Source organism: Melioribacter sulfuriphilus (assembly GCF_051488685.1).
Lineage (GTDB): Bacteria > Bacteroidota > Ignavibacteria > Ignavibacteriales > Melioribacteraceae > Melioribacter.
The window spans coordinates 212,630-230,826 of the sequence record NZ_JBPSEH010000005.1 but is presented as its reverse complement, the minus strand read 5'-3'; the positions used below and the strand labels follow the sequence as shown (position 1 = coordinate 230,826).

Here is an 18,197-nt window from a genome sequence, read left to right as displayed (position 1 = left end):
TTATTCGTGTTCAAAGAGTGCACAACATGCGCCAGCAGGATCCTCGATTAAGCAATATTTACCCATTCCTTTAATTATCTTTGGTCCGGAGATAACTTTGCCGCCGTTTACAATACAGGCATCAATGCTTGCGTCCAGATTCTCCACATTGATATAAATCATCCACTGAGAGGGTAAATTTGAATTCTTTTCTCTTTTATGGCAAATTCCAGCTGCGGGATAATCTTCCGAAGGAATCATCATATTGTAATCGTCGTAATTACCCATATTCACTGGCTGGGATTTCCAGCCCGTAACTTTTTCATAAAAATTTTTAATGCCTTCGGCATTCTCTACAGTTAAATCATGCCAGGCAATAGCTCCTATTGTTTTGTTTATCATAAAATAATCCTTTTATTTTGTGTATTCCAGCAAAGCTACATTTTCAATGTGATATGTGTGCGGGAACATATCCACGGGTCTAATCTTGAGTAATTTATATCCGCCGTTACAAAGGAGTTTTATATCACGTGCCTGAGTTGCGGGGTTGCAACTTATGTATACAATTCTGGGAGGATGAATGCTTAAAATATCGTTGACCGTTTTTGGGTTCATACCGCTGCGTGGCGGATCAGCAATTAAAACCTGGGGCAAGGGAATTTTATTTTCGTCTATAATTGGTAAGAAGGATTTGTTCAGGTCGGCTAAGAATGGTGTGAAGTTTGTAATGTTGTTCAACTCGATATTAATTCGAGCATCTTCAGTTGCAGAGGCAACGTTTTCAAATCCGTAAATAAAACCCGCCCTTTCCGCTATAAAAATTGGTATTGTGCCTGCACCAGAATAAAGGTCATAAACAATTTCGTCGCTTTTTAGATTTGCAAATTCAAGTGCAGTGTTATAGAGCTTTTCTGCCTGCAATGTATTTGTCTGGAAAAAAGAATTGGCGCTTATACGAAAAATTTTTTCACCGATTGCATCGTATATAAATCCGTTTCCGAAGAGAACGATTTCGTAGTCGCCCGTTGCCACCTGCGATTTCTTTTTACTGATGTTATTTATCAATGATGTAACAGCTGGAAAATTTGCTTTAATCGCTTTGCTGTATTCTCTCATTAATTCAGAATTCTCTTCCGAAGTTACCAGATTTACCATTAAATCGTTATTATGGAAAGATTGTTTAATTACGAGATTGCGCAGATAACCCGTATGTGTATCAGTTGAATAAATTGTAACATCTCTTTCTTTGAAATAATTACGCGTAAAATTCAGTATATCGTTGCTGATTTCAGATTGCAAAAAGCATTCATCAATATCGAGAACTTTGTCGTACATACCCGGAATGTGAAGTCCAAGAGCAAAATTTTTGTCATCAATCTCCTGCATTGAATTAATTTCATAATCCGAGAGCCAGCGTTTATTTGCAAACGAAAACTCCATCTTGTTCCGATAAAAAAAGATTTTGTCGGAAGGAATGATGGGAAGAGTTTCGAAGTCATTTAAACCTGCAATATGGCGGAATATTTCGTCAACCTGTTCGCTTTTGTATTTCAATTGAATATTATAGTCGAGGTCCTGTTGTTTGCAACCACCGCACACTCCAAAGTATTTACAGCGTGGTTCGGTGCGATGAGCCGATTTTTTCAGAATCGAAACTGCTTCGGCTTCCGCATACGACTTCTTAATTTTTTTTAAACGGGCTTTTACTACGTCGCCGGGATATCCGTTTTTAACAAAAATTACGTAACGTTTTGAACTATCAGGGGCAATCGGATTGATATCCGTTATAATTTTAGCAACTCCTTTGCCTTCAAAAGCATATGAGGTAATTTCAAGTTCTAAAATGTCGCCTTTTTTCAATTTTTTAATCCTTCTGCAATAATAAAAGATAAAAACCGATATGTTTGCTAGCGCCCAGATTGAGATAAGCGTACGCTTCGTGTTTTATCCGATTAATGGTTTTTTTATAATAACTTTTTTCAGAAGGGTCTAATTCTGTTGTGCTTTTCTCTAATTTTCGTTTGACTTCCCTGTAATAATCCTTTAGCGTATACGACAGGTTTTTTTCCTGAAGAATTTTGAATTTTCTTTCTACATAATATTTTTTTAACTCATCAATTTTCAAGGGATTCAAATAAGAGTTTGCGTAGATGTCCTTAATAAAAGCGGGATACTTATCTGAGAGATGAACCATTTCGCCGACGCATAAGTGTCCTCCGGGTTTCAGTATTCTTTTAAATTCTTTGATAATTTTGTTCCTGTCGGGAGTAGAAACGGATGCCTGAGCATAAATGAGGTCGAATTCGTGCTCGGCGTAATCGGTATTTTCGAAACTCATCATTTTGATATTTACTGAAGGATTATTTTCGCCGAGAAGTCTGGTTTCGAGTAACGATTGATAATCTTCTACAATCAAATCGACTGACGTATTAAAATGTGCTGCAATAAGGGAGGCGGCATAGAAAGCACCGCTTCCTGCAATCAGGATCTTTTCCGGTTTGGGAATCAGATATTTGAACAAAAATTCGACCTGATAATTTAAACCGGGTAAAAGTATTTCTTCCTTTTCCATGCTCCAAAAATAAGAAACAATGGGATGTGTTTCTGAAAAAAGATAAATAAAATTAACTATGAATAGATGTGTTCTTTATTTGAATAAACTCTTGAACAAAACGTCGGTATGGTATTTTTCTTCAATTTTATTCACTTCATAAAATTCATCAAGATAAGTTTTATATCTTTTATAAAGATGGTTAAGTTTTTCCATTTTGTAGTTTTCGAATACCCAAAGGTGTTTTTTTAGTTTATAGATTTTCGAATAAATCTTCCGGTTGTAGAATGGAGCGGCAATACGAATTAGCAGGTAAACTATAAAATGCCAAAGATGCAATTTGTAAGTCGGTTTAAAATATCCCTCGGAAATTTTATCGAGTGTTTTCTTAAAATAGTAAGAAACACGTATATGATTTAGACCGTCACCATAGCCAATGATATTTTTTATTAACTCTTTGCGTATTTCTACTTTTTCCGGTAAGAAGAATGAGGAGAGTTTACCTGTGGAGTAATACTCATAAATCATATTACAAAATTCATTATAACTATTAGCCAATGCGGAGCCTTTGTAGAGTGGGTCACGGTTGAAGTTTGGTTCGGGATTGATAAATATGGTTTGTTTGCCCATAAGCCAGCTTTCGAGTGCCGTCGTCGATTCGAAACACGTCCATAAATCAGAGACAGAAATTAGATCGTGTATCGATTCTTCATTACATAAATAAAGAACATTTGGGTAATGTGCCAGTTCGCTCATCTCGTTGACCACAGGTTCGGGACGCTCCGGTGCGTTTTCTTGTGGATGTTGTTTTAATATAAAAAGTATATCCGGATTATTTTCGATAGCATTTTTAAGGATATCACGAACTGCACGACGTTGATTTTCTACCCATTCTAGTTTCGATTCGTCTCCTTTGAAAAATGCAATGAGTTCCTCTCGCCCTCTTTTATGGTCTTTTTTATTTAGTAGTCTTGATAAATTTGTATGAAATTTAGTTATAAAAATAAATTTATATTAAATTACCTCTTTGAAATGCATCAATATAACTTTTAGTGCTAATATTAATTATGGATGTGTTTCTATACTTGGAATATTCTTCAAGAATGAAATAACCCTTGAATGCATAATGTAATTTTCTAAAGATATCATGAATGTGATAAGGTTTTCCATCTAATTTATACATAGGCATGCGAACTTCTGATTTGTCATAAAAATGTTCGTGGTTTATAGTAACAGAATTAGTTGTGTCAATTTTTATTTCTTCGTGCCAAGAATGGTCAGCGCCCATAATATATATTTTTTTAAATCCAATGTTAATTCCCAAAAAAATCGATGGAATTAATACATTGTGCGGTCTTGGCATACCAAGATTGTATTTAAATAGTAAAAAATTAATTTTATTAAAACCTTCTATGGGAGTATCGTTGAAAAAAATAATTCTGATATTATCATTTTTTTGTAGTTCTTTATAAAATTGAGATTTTGAGGCCCTGAAAGGTAAAAAAAGCACTAATTCCCAATTTGTTTTTTCAATTAAAGTATGCAATAGATTTTCTCTTGATTTATGCATGAACTCTGTAGTTCTTTCTAACCAGAATTCAGGTGCAGCTAATACATAGAAATCAGGTTTAATTTTTGTGTATATTTCTGATAATGCAAATAAGTTAACGCACATAATACTATAATTACTTAGTTTATTTTTATAAAGTTCAATATCCTTTCTTAATGAAGGGCCATTTGCTAATATTATGCATTCCTTTTTCGGAATTCTCACTTTTATTATACTTGTTTTAATTTTCGATAAAATCAATACTTTTACAATTGAAAGTATTGATTGAAGCATTAAATTAAAAAAGATACTTATTTTTTCGTAGTTCATTTCAAATCCTTATGAAAATACCCCACTAAAGTGTACCATCGATTTTTAATTAAGTATGTTCCTTTATTGTACTGCATTGTTATAATGAAAAAAATGCCAATAAAAATACTAATTATTAGTTTAAGTATATATTCAATTACTTTTAGAATTTTACTAAATATATTAGAATTTCTTAACCTAATCCTCTCGCCTTCTCCTACTAAAAGGGATATATTTTTTAGAGATTTTAATTCTAGTCTTTCTTTATTAATATGATGATATAATACAAAATTGGGATTATAAAGAAATCTTTTTTTCCTTTTTTTAAGCTGTAAAAATATATACTTGTCGTCACACCTTGAGTGTATATCTGTATTAAATAATCCGATATCATTAAAGACGCTTTTTCTAAAAGCCATACTACATCCTGGGGGATATTTACTATAAGGATATTTTTTTATCTTATTTCCCCAATCAGATTTAGTAACCAAACCCCATAAGAAAACTGACATCCATTCTGGTTCTTTATTTTCTTCATATTTAGGGATTATCTTTCCCCCCATTGCATCAACATTTGGATGTTGACTGAAGAACTTTTTTGCTTCTTCTAAATAATTTGGTGTTAATTCAGCATCATCATCAATAAAAATAATTATCTCTCCAGTGGCTTCATTAATACCCCTATTTCTTGCGGCTGATAATCCTTTTTGTTTTTCAATTACGTATTTAATATTAAGATTAGGATTTTGGTCGATAAAATCTTTACAAACTTTTTCTGTGTTATCAGTAGAATTATTATTTACTATTATTATTTCATATTCATTCTTGTCAAATTTCTGTTCTTTTAATGAATTTAATGCTATAGGCAAGTACCTAGCACGATTATAAGTACATATTATTACAGATATTTGATATTCATTCATATTATACCTTTTTGTTTATTAAAATAACTTTACAAATTAATTATTAATTTTATAAATTTTTTAATATACTCCAGCTCTCGTTCTTCGTAAAATCTGAATATATAAAGTATAAAAGGGAATGCGCCTATTAAAAATATTTTTATAAATGTGTACATGATATTCTGAGGCAAAAAATAAACCGGTGCCGAAAGTAAAATCCCCAATAAAATCATAAAAGAGATTTTGTTGTTCTCAAAAGGAATTTTAAGATGCTTATTTGACACCATTAACGTAGCAAGATAAAATATTACATAGGCAATCAATGTGTTGAGCGCCGCTGCTATTATTCCATATTTCGGTATAAAAATAAAATTAAGTATAACATTTAATATCGCCGCACTGAGTGTAATTGTAGCAATGTGTTTTGTATTCTTTGTCAGCATCATTCCAAGCGAAGCCGTCACTCTCATTCCACTTAGCGAATACGAAATAAGTATAATCGGTACAACCATGTAAGCCGAATAATACTCGGGCTTTTCGGCAAATAAATTTACCACTTCTCTGCTAAAGAGCGAGATAGCAATGCTTCCCCATATAAACATAAAAGCCGAATAGGTCATTAATTTACTGAAAAAACGTTTATCGCCCTCCTGACCAAAATATTTAAAAGCTATCGGCATTAAACTTAAACTAAAAGGCATTATAAAAAACATATTGAGCACGCCAGCAATACGATATCCTAAACCATATATTGCATTCGACTCTGCTCCAAGTAAGTAAGTTATAATATAACGATCGCTCAGATTCAGAATCATGATTCCAATTGTACCGAATACTAAAGGAAATCCGAATTTAAACGACACTTTCAAAAGTTCACCGTCAAATCGATACGACATCTGGTTCAACAATTTAAGAAGGAGAAATAATGTTATAATAGCTTCGCCAATTAATGTCGCCGTAAATATTCCTTCTAATCCTTTGTTCAATATTGTTAATGCAAATATTATCCCAGCAGCAATCAATACTAATTTAACAATACTGACCGATGTGAAAAATATTGCTTTTTCTTCAGCACGGAATTTTGATAGAAAAAGATTATTGAGGGTTCGAAAGAAAACAATCCAAACAATCAATCTTATGTAAATTGGTTTAATTAAATTGGCAATATCTGAACCTTTATAAATGCCAATAATAATTTCGCTGAATAAAATTAAAAGAGTGCATACAACTACCAAAAATATCGTAATCGTAAAGAGTGCTTCTTTCTTCTTTGCTTTGTACTCGGAACTATTATTCAGAAAAATTATAGAGGCAGCTTGCCCGAGAAGAAAAATTTCGGCAAGTATATTTGTAGTTATATCGAGTAAATCCCATTTACCGAAATCCTGCTGTGTTAAATAAGCGGTATAAATGGGAAGGAGTACAACGCCTATTAATTTAGGCGCTATGTTACTAATGCTGTAAACAAACGTATCTCTCAGTGTACCCTTGAGCCGTTCAATCATTTCTTTTGTTTGTTTTTCTTGTTTATTACGATTGCAACGGCAATCGAAGCAAAGAGAATTAAATTAAGAACAAGCGAGAGATACTTGCCAGTCAAAAACGAATTTGGTTCATAGATAAATTGAATTTCGTGTGAACCTTTAGGAACAGCTATTCCCATAAAAGCGTGGTTAGTCTTATATACTTCTGTCTTTTTGCCGTCGATAAAAGCTTTCCAACCTGGCAGGTAAGTGGTGCTAAAAACGAGAAAATTGTTTCCTGATGTTGTGGCTCTTGCTGTAATTTTTTCGTCGCTATATGAAACGATATTCAATGTAGTAGTTGAGTCAGTTTTGTCCAGATTCAAATTACCACTTTCGATGAATGCTTTTACTTTCGGATCGAATTTGTCGTTAGCAACAGCATTGAGAATTTCAATCGGTTTTCTGACCTCAACCGTATCGACGAAATAGAGTCTCGGAAGTGCATTTTGATTTTCGTAAACAAAAGTATTTCCCGATTGATAAATAGGAATTAGCCCCATTGGATTATACGGTCTGTCGGTAATGATATATTTTACATTAGCCATTCGCCAGAGCGTAATATTTGCTGGTGTTACAACGTCGATAATATCTTGATATGCTCGTGGTTTAGCTGCTGAGTAGCCAAAAAAATCTTCTAAAAGAAAATAAACATTATAATTTCCATTGTTGGAAATTGAACCGAGAGAGCCGTCCTGTTTTAAATTTAATATTCTAAATGGCTCTTTATCGTTTTTGTTTTTTATAGCTGTTACATATTCCGGTTGACGAAACATATCTTCAATTTTCTGTGAATCTTCATAATGTGCGCCGCGACTACCGATCCTGAAAAGGTCAAAAATAATCAAGAATGCAAGAGCGCCGAGCAGTACTTCCTTTTTAATATTGTTGTTCAAATATGCGTAGATCAATCCAAATGTAAGTGTCAAAAGTGCCATTGCAATTTGTAGATCGCCGCGGAACATATCGGCCATATAATCGGAAAGTGCATTGAACATTTGTGCTTGCTGCTGATTGCTAAGGGAAGTCGCATAGGTATTTACTCTCGAAACAAACCAGTCGGACAAAAGACCACCAAAAATTATTGAAATAACAAAAAGACCTGAAAAAACAAGTGCAGTGTTTTTAAAATTCTTCAGATAAGCAATGTTTTTTTCTTTTCGCAATTCGGATAATTTCATCAAACCCAATCCCGCTAACAGTGGAAAGATGATCTGAATTACATGAAGTATCATCGACGGTGCTCTGAAGTTATCGAAATAGGGGAAATAGTAATACATCAGATTATAGACGATGGGGAATGTCCTTCCAAATGAAATTAATAGAAAGAAAAGTATGACAATTGTAAAATACCGTACCATCGGGTCTTTCCATCTCAAAATAATTGTCATAATACCAAGAGCAAAAATTATTACTCCCATGTACATCGCAGTATCGACGAAAGGCATTTGACCGAAATAGGTGTTGACTTCGACGGGTTGATAGTTTGTTAGAGGACCTTTGTAAGTAGACCTGCCAAAGCCGTAATAAGAAGGCACAATGAAAGTTAATACTTCGCCGGGCGAGAAAGACCAGTTGGTTGCATACTGATAAAAATCGGATTCGCTTTGTGCACTTTTATTTTCTTTTTCAACTATACTTTCTGTACCACGCGTTGAATAAGGTTTGTATTCGAATAGCTGCCCGTAAGTATCATACGACATTAGGACTGCAATTACGGCAGCGACAATTGAAACGGCAATCGACTTAAAAAGCTGATTCCTCAAAAAATTGTTTTTAGTGTAAATTGCATGAGCAAAGTAATAAATGAAATAAATTAATGATGCTAACCCAAAATAAAAAACAATTTGAACGTGTGCCCCAAATACCAGAATATGTAATCCGACTATAAACAATAAAACGTCTAGTATTTTTATTTCTTTCTGGAATTTAAAGAGCATCATCATAATAAAGGGAAAGATTGAAAGGCTCATCAGTTTTGTTGTGTGTCCGATAAAAAAGAGTACAATAATACCAGTACTGAAGGCAGCCGAAGTTGCAGTTATGAAAGCAATACCTCGGGAAGCTCCGAATTTCCGCATGAAAAAAAACGCAGTAAATGCAAGTATTAATAAATTGAAGGTATAAATTGCATTGTAGTTTTTAAAAGCTGCTGAGTAAATTTTTGAAGAAAATGAATAGAGCATGGCGGTTAAGTCATAATAACGAACCGACATCGAGGTAACAACTGCCGGCATTCCACAAAAGATGTAAGGATTCCACAAAGAAACTCCATCTCGCTCTTTTAGTGCATATTGTCTCATACTCTTAATTTGAATAAGGTCGCCTGACGTTGTGGTTTTATCGCCGAACATTACAGGAGAAAAAAAAGCGAACATGAGCAAAAGAATAATCAATAGTAAAATCGGCGTTCTATATTTTTCGGGAATTAAATTCACAATTGAAAAGCCAAATTCACTTGACTCTTTTTTTGTTGTGGTTCCTTTCTTTTGTTTGCTCATTTAATCACCATTGATTTTATGCATTTTTATGATATTCATTAAGAATTGCCTTTGCATAATTTACCCAGGTCATTTTCTTTGCCTGCTCTTCAATTCTTCCTCTTGGAATAGGATTTTCGATAAAATTTTTCATTACGCGATACATCGAATCGATATTATTTGGTTCTGCTAAATAGCCGTTGTAGCCGTGTTTAATAGTTTCAGGAAAATGTCCCACCGCAGTGGCGATCGTCGGTAAATTAAAATTATATGCCATCGATTCTACGCCCGATGGGGTGGCAACTTCATAAAACAAAACATTACAATCTGCAACTTGAAAATATTTGTGCACTTCTTCATTTGGAACGTATTTGTTTACAACAACCACACTCTCCCTAATTCCGAGTTTATCAATCAGTTCAAGAGGTCTGTAATTGCTTTCGTCGTCCTTCTCGTCTGTAAATAAATTCTTGAGGAAGCCAAAAAGCTTGTTTTTCAGACGGGTCGATAATTTTTTTTCGTCGAGTGTTTGCCAGAACGATTCGCCAACAATTAACAGCGATACATCGTTTCGTTCTGCAGCCAACTTTGCAAAAGCCTGGATTACGTTGTGCAAACCTTTATATTTTCTTATAAATCCAAAAAAGAGGAAAACATATTTTTTCAGTCCCAACTCGGTTTTAATTTTTTCCCGATCAATGTTAAAATCGGGAGTAAACATGTCGTATATCGGATGATAGAGGCGAATAACCTGTTGAATTCCCTTTCGTGACAATTCGACGTGATTATCCCTCTCTTTATTTTCAACAAGAATAAATTTTTGTTTTGGAAAAACTCCCTTTAACTCCTCAAAAGTTTTGAGTGAATGAACAATAAAAGTATGCGGTTTTTTCAAGGCATATTTGAGGAAGATTTTATCGAGTATACTGCTTTCTTTCTGAGCCACTACATGGAGGTCGAATATAATTTCGCAATTGCAAGTCGTTTTTAATTTCCGGGCAATGTAGCCCATCGGTAATCCTTGCACCGCAATTGCCCATTGAAAAACTACAATGTCGGGGTTGATGTTTTTAATTAGTTTAGCAGTTTTGTTCCAGGATAGAGGATTGTTATAATTAGTTACATATTCAATTTTAACTGGAGTACCCTCGAGAAAATTTTTTTTGCTCGAGCGGTCGATGAAATCACGCGGAATTATTGAAGGGTATTGTTGAATCCAGGATACAATATAAACCTCAGCACCTAATTTAGTCAAAGATTTAGCAAGCGAAGTGGTATAATTTGCAATTCCTCCTTTGAATTGCGGACCGGGACCGAAGATTACAATTTTTTTCATTTTGAATAATTATTTATTGTTTTTAATTCTTTCTACAGCCACATCGTAAACTCGTTTCATTCCTTCTTCAAGTGATATTTTAGGTTCCCATTTTAGTAATTGTTTAACAAAACTCATATCGCTATAACGTGAATGGACTCCCATTGGTTTGTCGGTGAGTGGTTTAATTGTAGGAGAATAGCCGGCAAATTTTGTAAAGAGCTGGATTAATTCAATAAAAGAAGTCAGTTTTCCCGAGCCTATATTGATTGCCGTTCCGTCGTGAATTTTGTCCATTGCCAGAAACATACAGTCCATTACATCGTCAATATGCACAAAGTCCCTGCCTTGTTGGCCGGTGCCCCAAACTTCGAAGGGGTCTTCTTTGCGTGCTGCTCGTGTTGCAATTGCTGGTACGGGATAACTCAAATCTTGATCTTCGCCGTATCCAGAAAAAGGACGTATACACACAATTGAAATTCCGTAATGTTCTGCTGCAATTTTCGCAAGGTACTCGCCTGTTAGTTTTGTCCAGCCGTAAGTCATATCCGGTTTCCCCAGCGTATAACCGTTTATATCGATATAAGATTCCTTTAAAGCTACAGCATTTCCTTCCGCTTGCAGATTAATTGGATAAGCAGCCGAAGAGCTGGGATAAAGAACTCTTTCTGGTTTCGACTTGGCAATCCAGTTGAAAAATTCGGCGTCGATCGAGAGATCGAGCGCAACCGCCATCGGATCGCCTTCAATTTTTGCGCGTCCTCCTACAATTGCAGCAAAATGAAATACATCTCCAAAACGTTCTATCTTCAGTCCGTATTCTCTTCTCAACCTGTCTTTATCTTCCTGCAATTTATTTAGGAATTTTCTAATGTCAGTTTGAAAGAAAAAGAGACGTTCGTCTTTGCCAAAAATTTCGATATCTTTAAATTTTTTTGAATAAGAATCACTGAGCCATGTAGTAGGATGAGTTCCAACAGAAAGGTCGTCAACCATTATAACGTAGTCGTTTGTTCTTTTAAGCAATTGTTTTACGGTATTTCTGCCCACAAATCCGCAGGCTCCAGTTACGAGATGAAATTTCATAATAAGGTTCCTTTTTTCTTCAATCGTAAAAATAAGAATTTTTGGCTTTTATCTTTCTATTCGAAACATTATTCGGCTTGATAATATGAAAAATCAAACTTACCTTCGGAATGCAATTTAGTTAAGAAACAAAAGGAGCTTGATTTTATCAGAACGACTTAACTTTTGCCTTAACATTAATTTTTCCGTTTTTTCTAAAGAATAAATCAACTTTGATTGAATCACCAGCAATTAAATCTTTAGTTACTCCAATAAGCATTATATGATGCCCACCTGGTTTAAAGCTAAGGCTTGAATTTGGTAATATTTTGACAAATTCAACTTCCCTCATTCCCATCATATCCTCGCCGGCTTTATAAGTTTCGTGAATCTCCACAATCTGAGCCACAGATGATTTTGCCGCATAAAGCGTATCTTCAAGTGTGCTTTTATTGCTAATTGTCATGTAAAGCGCCGAATTATGTCCCGTTGCTGCAGGACGCGCCCAGGCATTAGTTACTTCGATTTTTAATTCTTGCGCATTTATTAACATGGGAAAAAGAAATGTTAGTAATATTAATTTTTTCATAACGTCCTACCCCCTTTACAATAATTTTTTGATGTCGGCATAAATTTCTTCGAGATTCAGCTTGCTGCCGGAATAATTTTTCCTTACTATTCCGTTCCGGTCAATTAATTGGATTCTGTCCGTATGGATATAGTAATAAATTTTTTTTCCGTTGGCGAGGATTGTTGAATCTCCCGGAACGGCTAACACTTCAACTGTTTTCATTAATGAGTTAATCTCATTTTGACTTCCCGTAAGGAATTCCCAATTATGCGTGTCAAGATTCCTGATTTCCGCATACTTTTTCAAAACTTCAGGCGTGTCATTCAAAGGATCAAAACTGATCGAAATGAATTTTACATCCGATATTCCTTCGTTGTTTAACTTATCTTTTAAAAGGCGCATATTGTTTGTGGTAAGCGGACAGATATCCGGGCAATTTGTAAAAATGTAACCTGCTACGGTTAAGCGTCCTTTGATATTGTCCGGAAATATTACTTCTTTACCTTCTTGATTGATAAGATGAAATTTATATTCCGAAAGATCTATTAATTTTGGGAAATTATTTCCACAAGCGACTAATATCGCCAAAACGGGAATTATTTTAATTAATTTCATATTTACTTATTTTGAAATATCCAAAAGCAATAATAATTAATTAGGTTTTTAAATGAAACGTTTCTTTATGATTGCTCTTATTCTGGTTGCATTTAGATTGAATGCACAGGATACATTAAAAATAATGACTTATAACATTCATCAATATACTCCGTATAATCCCACGGAGAATGATCCGTCGAGACTAGATTGGGATAACCCTGCATTGAAATTTGTTGTTAACGCTGTTAATCCCGACATTCTGGTCTGTCAGGAAGTAGTCGACAAAGCTTCTGTCGAACAATTTTTGAAATATGTATTAGAATATAAATATAAGGCCGCTGATTTTATTGCCTCGACAGGTATGAACAGCGCACTATTTTATAAAGAAGATAAAATTGAATCGCTGGGTAACATAATTCATGATGCAGTAACGAGACCAATTCACGAATTTCCGGTGGTGAATAAAATTACTGGCGACACATTGATTATATTTTCGGTACATCTTAAAGCTAACACGAGAGATGGTGATAATAGTGAAAATCTAAATAAAAGATTTGAACAGGCTAAAGTATTGAGAAGTGTTACTTCTAAATTTGCTGAAGATAAAGATTATATAGTTCTGGGCGATTTCAACACACTTAACGGCTCCGAAGCTGCCGTTGCTGAATTAATCGACACAAGCGCTCCGGGATATTTTATCGACCCCCTGGATGCAATTGGTGAGTGGAACTACAATCCTCTCTTTAAACATGTTCATAGCTATTCCTCGGCGGAACTTACAAATCGATTTGACATGATACTCATTTCTCAAGCAGTCAAAGACCCCGGCGGTATTGAATATATCTCTAATTCCTATACAATAGTGGGAAACGACGGTAATCACTTCAAAATGCCTGTTAATTTCGGTACAAATACTTTTGGTATCGAACTAGCAGATTCACTCGTATCGGCAAGCGACCATTTGCCTGTTTATGCACTTTTCAAATTCGATAAATTGCAGAGTGTTTCAAATGATGGCGAAATGTATTACGGATTCGAGTTATATCAAAATTATCCGAATCCATTTAACCCGTCAACGAATATTAAATTCAAACTCGAAACGAGTGGATATGTAAAACTTGTTGTGTTTGATATTCTTGGCAGGGAGATAACACAACTTGTCAACGGATATTACCCACCTGGTTCTTACGAATTCAGTTTTGATTCAAGCAGCTATAAACTATCGTCAGGAATTTATTTCTACACGCTAAATTTTAACGGTTATTCAACCACCCAAAGGATGATTTTAATAAAATGAGAAACTACCGGGTTTCATAATGTTTTTATCGAATGCGAATGCTTTCCGATGTTAGTGAATTATAGAATTTATTCGGTTTGAAATCATTTTTCTGTAGGTGGAAAAATTCTTAGTTGTCATGTTTGTTCAAACTATAATATTATGGAAGGCAATTATATCTTAGGTTCCGAATTATTGTTTGCTGCTCGATTTAATTACACATTCGTATCATACGAGCAATATTTTTTCGAATTGAGCATTATCCATTTGATTATAACAACAATGTTATTTCCTTTGAAGGTTTCTCGTTTGAGTAAGAATTATGATTTGTAAATGGTAAGATAAATCGACATAATTTTAATAAATTTGCCTTGATAAAATAAAGGAGAATCATGGACGGCAAAACAATACTTATTACAGGTGGAACAGGTTCCTTCGGAAAGAAATTTGTTGAAACTGTATTGAAAAGATTTACACCAAGAAAAGTCATTATTTATAGCAGGGATGAACTGAAGCAATTTGAAATGCAGCACAATCCTAAATACAATAAAGAAGGCGTATTGATGCGCTATTTTATTGGTGATGTACGGGACGAGGAAAGGCTCAAGAGGGCAATGGAAGGTGTTGATTATGTTGTTCACGCAGCTGCATTAAAACAAGTGCCAGCATGCGAATACAATCCTTTCGAGGCGGTTAAAACCAATGTAATTGGCGGGCAAAATGTGATTAATGCTTGCATTGAAAAAGGGGTTAGAAAAGTTATTGCTCTCAGTACCGACAAAGCCGCAGCCCCGGTTAATCTTTACGGCGCAACAAAACTAACTTCCGATAAGCTTTTTATAGCGGCAAATAATTTCAAAGGCGCTCACGATATCAAATTCTCTGTAGTCCGTTACGGCAATGTTATGGGCAGCCGCGGTTCAGTAATTCCATACTTCCTTCAAAAAAGGAAAGAAGGGGTTCTACCGATAACCGATGAAAGAATGACGCGTTTTAATATCACTCTTCAACAGGGAGTCGACTTCGTTCTCGAAAGTTTCAAACGAATGTGGGGTGGCGAGCTCTTTGTACCAAAGATTCCTTCTTATAGAATATTAGACCTTGCCAAAGCCATCGCTCCTGAGTGCAAAATTGAAATTGTGGGAATTCGTCCCGGCGAGAAAATTCACGAAGAGATGATAACACAAGCAGATGCTCTCAATACAATTGAATTCGACGACTATTTCGTTATTCTGCCGTCAGTTCAATTGGGTAACGATTCTAACTTCAAGTTGTGGGATACAGAAGAATTTCGATTGAAAAGCAATGGCAAACCAGGAAGATTTTGTGAATACGGCTTTTCTTACAATAGCGGATCTAATCCACACTTCCTTACGGTTGAAGAACTACGTGAGTTAATTGAAAAAAATGTTGTCGTATCTTAAAGGAAATTTTATGAATTCAAAAACTTATTCATATGGAAAACAAAATATAAGTAAAGACGATATCGAATGTGTGGTTAAAGTATTACAGTCCGATTGGCTAACGCAAGGCCCAACTATAGATGAATTTGAAAAAGCGCTTACAGATAAATTTGGTGCAATATATGCTGCAGCTTGTTCAAACGGTACTGCAGGCTTGCATTTAATTGCATTGGGACTCGGCTGGTCGAAAGGCGATGTTGTTATTACAACTCCAATAACTTTTCTTGCAAGCGCCAACTGCGCAATTTATGCCGGTGCGGATGTTGACTTTGCCGACATCGATCCACTTTACTACACAATAGACCCAAATAAACTTGAAGATAAGATCAAATCTTACCGAAAGAAAAATATTAATGTTAAAGCAGTTGTCGCCGTCGATTATGCCGGTCAGCCATCCAATTGGGAAGCATTAAAAAGTCTTAAAGATAAATATGAATTTCAACTTGTTAATGACTTCTGCCATGCTCCTGGAGCAGAATATAAAAAAGATTATACCTATGCAGTTAAATATGCAGACGCTGTCAATTTGAGTTTTCATCCAGTGAAACATATTACTACAGGAGAAGGAGGTGCAGTTCTCTCAAACGATAGTAGTTTTATCAAAAGAGTAAAAACACTAAGAACACATGGCGCAACAAAGGATCCTACTGTTCTCGAAAAAAATGACGGCCCCTGGTATTATGAAATGCACGAAGTCGGATTCAATTACAGAATTACCGATTTCCAGTGCGCACTTGGAATTTCGCAATTAAAAAAACTCGATTCCTTTGTTGTCGAAAGAAGAAAAATTGCAAAATATTACGATGCTTTTTTTAAGAACGATGATCGATTTATTATTCCTCACGTCAACAAGGATTCCAACCATGCTTATCATCTCTATCCATTACAGATTAAATTCGACGAGTTAAAAATATCGAAGAAATCTTTTTTCGAAAAGATGAGGGAAAAGAAAATTTTTCTTCAGGTGCATTATATCCCAGTCCACCTTCAGCCGTTTTACAAAAAAAGATTTGGATTTAAGGAAGGTGATTATCCCGAAGCTGAACTATTTTATAAAAGAGAAATCTCGATTCCAATTTATCCTGGATTAAATGAAGAAGACCTAAATTACATTACAAAATCAATTGCGAGCACACTCGATTTAATGAAATGAAAATATCAATTATTACAGAAGGATTTCAAAATACTGGATACGGTCATATAACCAGATGCCTTTCGCTCTATCAAGCCTTTGAAGAAAGGAACATTTACCCGCATTTCTTCATAAATGGCGACGACAAATGCTCACATTATTTAAATGGTGTTCGATATGAAATAATCGACTGGCTTAGTCATCCTGCACAGTTGATAAAAAAAATCATAAATAGCGACTATGCCATTATTGACTCGTACCTTGCAAGTAGGGAATTTTACGATAAAATATCAAACTTCTGCGAAAAACTTGTTATAGTCGATGATAACCTGAGAATCGATTATCCAGAATCGATTATACTAAATGGAACACTCAACGCGGAAAATTATCCTTACCAGAAAAAAGCAGGATACGATTTTCTCCTTGGTTCGGAATATATACCAGTGAGAAAACCGTTTTGGGATTCAAATCAGCGTAAATACAATAAAGAAGTAAAAAGCATTTTAATTACATTCGGCGGACAGGATATAAGAAATCTTACTTTGCCCGTACTGAAAATAGCATTAGAAATTTATCCACAAGCAGTAATGCACGTTGTCTTTGGCAATAAAGGAAAAGACGAAATTGAAAAATTTGAGAAGCAATACGAAAATGTAAATTTTTACAGCATCTTAAACGCCGAGCAAATTAAAGATTTGATGTTGAAAGCCGATATTGTTGTTACTGCTGCAGGACAAACATTATATGAACTTGCGGCAACAGGAACTCCTTCGATCGCAGTGGCAGTAATCGATAATCAAAAAAACAACATACTCGAATGGCATAAAAGTGGCTTTCTGATCGAACCAATTTTTTACAATGAAATTAATAGTATGAAAAAAATTGTCGACCAGCTTCAAAAATATAAGTCGATCAGTTTGCGTAAAAAATGCGGTAGCGCCGGCAGAAAAAAAGTTGACGGTCAGGGCAGTCGACGTGTTGTGGCCTATCTTATTGACCGTATATGCTCCGTCGATAAATTTTATTTAAGGAAGGCAGTGGCCGGCGATTCCAAAATTGTATATGAATTGTCGAACGATCCCACTGTAAGAATGCAATCGATTAACAAAAACCCAATCCCGTGGGAAGAACATCTCGTATGGTTCAATAAAAAAATTAACGATGAAAATTATTTATTCCTTCTGGCTTTCGACCGCGAGGATCGATTTATCGGTCAAATACGCTTTCAAATAGAAGATAATCATGCATTCGTAAGTGTCAGTTTAACTGAAAATTTTCGCGGTAAAGGATTGTCAAAAAGAATTATTAAAGAAGGCTCGCGCAGATTGTTTGTCGAAAATCAGAATGTTAGATCGATAACAGCATACATATTGCCGCAAAACAGCGCTTCCTTAAGTGCATTCGAAGCTTCGGGATATAAATTGGAAGGCGAGGAATTAATTAATAATGAAATCTATAAAAAGTATGTGCTTGTGAGGTGATAGC

At 35.0% G+C, this 18,197-nt stretch carries 16 protein-coding genes; 4 read left to right on the top strand and 12 right to left on the bottom strand.

Annotated elements, in window-relative coordinates; all coding sequences use genetic code 11:
- The 12 genes from ACSSV9_RS08770 to ACSSV9_RS08715 all read right to left on the bottom strand — a co-directional run bounded on the left by ACSSV9_RS08770 (window position 1) and on the right by ACSSV9_RS08715 (window position 12,859).
- Window positions 1-381, bottom strand: coding sequence for a VOC family protein (locus ACSSV9_RS08770; protein WP_437346872.1), 381 nt, complete (start codon window positions 379-381; stop codon window positions 1-3).
- A gap of 12 nt (window positions 382-393) precedes the next feature.
- The gene (gene rlmD, locus ACSSV9_RS08765; RefSeq protein WP_437346871.1) at window positions 394-1,839 is read right to left on the bottom strand and encodes a 23S rRNA (uracil(1939)-C(5))-methyltransferase RlmD; all 1,446 of its coding nucleotides are present in this window, start codon (window positions 1,837-1,839) and stop codon (window positions 394-396) included.
- 4 nt (window positions 1,840-1,843) lie between these two features.
- Window positions 1,844-2,551 (bottom strand): class I SAM-dependent methyltransferase, encoded by a 708-nt coding sequence (locus ACSSV9_RS08760; RefSeq protein ID WP_437346870.1) that lies wholly within the window; start codon window positions 2,549-2,551, stop codon window positions 1,844-1,846.
- A gap of 75 nt (window positions 2,552-2,626) precedes the next feature.
- A complete protein-coding gene (locus ACSSV9_RS08755) occupies window positions 2,627-3,529 on the bottom strand; it encodes a BFO_1060 family glycosyltransferase (protein ID WP_437346925.1) in 903 nt (300 codons plus the stop codon).
- A gap of 10 nt (window positions 3,530-3,539) precedes the next feature.
- Window positions 3,540-4,409 (bottom strand): 6-hydroxymethylpterin diphosphokinase MptE-like protein, encoded by an 870-nt coding sequence (locus tag ACSSV9_RS08750; RefSeq protein ID WP_437346869.1) that lies wholly within the window; start codon window positions 4,407-4,409, stop codon window positions 3,540-3,542.
- Window positions 4,406-5,311 (bottom strand): glycosyltransferase family 2 protein, encoded by a 906-nt coding sequence (locus ACSSV9_RS08745; protein ID WP_437346868.1) that lies wholly within the window; start codon window positions 5,309-5,311, stop codon window positions 4,406-4,408. Before ACSSV9_RS08745 ends, ACSSV9_RS08750 begins: the two co-directional genes overlap by 4 nt.
- A 29-nt stretch (window positions 5,312-5,340) precedes the next feature.
- Window positions 5,341-6,795 carry an oligosaccharide flippase family protein gene (locus tag ACSSV9_RS08740; protein ID WP_437346867.1) on the bottom strand — a complete coding sequence of 485 codons (1,455 nt, stop codon included), beginning with the start codon at window positions 6,793-6,795 and terminating at the stop codon, window positions 5,341-5,343.
- Complete coding sequence (locus ACSSV9_RS08735; RefSeq protein ID WP_437346866.1) at window positions 6,792-9,314, bottom strand: YfhO family protein; 2,523 nt, start codon at window positions 9,312-9,314, stop codon at window positions 6,792-6,794. The genes ACSSV9_RS08740 and ACSSV9_RS08735 overlap by 4 nt, the downstream gene beginning before the upstream one ends.
- Window positions 9,315-9,330: 16 nt before the next feature.
- The gene (locus ACSSV9_RS08730; RefSeq protein WP_437346865.1) at window positions 9,331-10,629 is read right to left on the bottom strand and encodes a glycosyltransferase; all 1,299 of its coding nucleotides are present in this window, start codon (window positions 10,627-10,629) and stop codon (window positions 9,331-9,333) included.
- Window positions 10,630-10,638: 9 nt separating this feature from the next.
- Window positions 10,639-11,694, bottom strand: a complete 1,056-nt coding sequence (locus ACSSV9_RS08725; protein ID WP_437346864.1) for an NAD-dependent epimerase/dehydratase family protein — start codon at window positions 11,692-11,694, stop codon at window positions 10,639-10,641.
- A gap of 148 nt (window positions 11,695-11,842) precedes the next feature.
- Window positions 11,843-12,262 (bottom strand): copper chaperone PCu(A)C, encoded by a 420-nt coding sequence (locus ACSSV9_RS08720; RefSeq protein ID WP_437346863.1) that lies wholly within the window; start codon window positions 12,260-12,262, stop codon window positions 11,843-11,845.
- Window positions 12,263-12,277: 15 nt separating this feature from the next.
- The gene (locus tag ACSSV9_RS08715) at window positions 12,278-12,859 is read right to left on the bottom strand and encodes an SCO family protein (protein WP_437346862.1); all 582 of its coding nucleotides are present in this window, start codon (window positions 12,857-12,859) and stop codon (window positions 12,278-12,280) included.
- Window positions 12,860-12,911: 52 nt separating this feature from the next.
- Here ACSSV9_RS08715 and ACSSV9_RS08710 point away from each other — a divergent pair, with 52 nt between their 5' ends.
- From ACSSV9_RS08710 to ACSSV9_RS08695, 4 genes are all read left to right on the top strand, one after another.
- A complete protein-coding gene (locus tag ACSSV9_RS08710) occupies window positions 12,912-14,138 on the top strand; it encodes a T9SS type A sorting domain-containing protein (RefSeq protein WP_437346861.1) in 1,227 nt (408 codons plus the stop codon).
- Window positions 14,139-14,509: 371 nt separating this feature from the next.
- A complete protein-coding gene (pseB, locus tag ACSSV9_RS08705; RefSeq protein ID WP_437346860.1) occupies window positions 14,510-15,541 on the top strand; it encodes a UDP-N-acetylglucosamine 4,6-dehydratase (inverting) in 1,032 nt (343 codons plus the stop codon).
- Between the two features lie 10 nt (window positions 15,542-15,551).
- The gene (gene pseC / locus ACSSV9_RS08700) at window positions 15,552-16,733 is read left to right on the top strand and encodes a UDP-4-amino-4,6-dideoxy-N-acetyl-beta-L-altrosamine transaminase (RefSeq protein WP_437346859.1); all 1,182 of its coding nucleotides are present in this window, start codon (window positions 15,552-15,554) and stop codon (window positions 16,731-16,733) included.
- A complete protein-coding gene (locus tag ACSSV9_RS08695) occupies window positions 16,730-18,193 on the top strand; it encodes a GNAT family N-acetyltransferase (RefSeq protein ID WP_437346858.1) in 1,464 nt (487 codons plus the stop codon). The genes pseC and ACSSV9_RS08695 overlap by 4 nt, the downstream gene beginning before the upstream one ends.
- The last annotated feature ends 4 nt before the right edge of the window (window positions 18,194-18,197 follow it).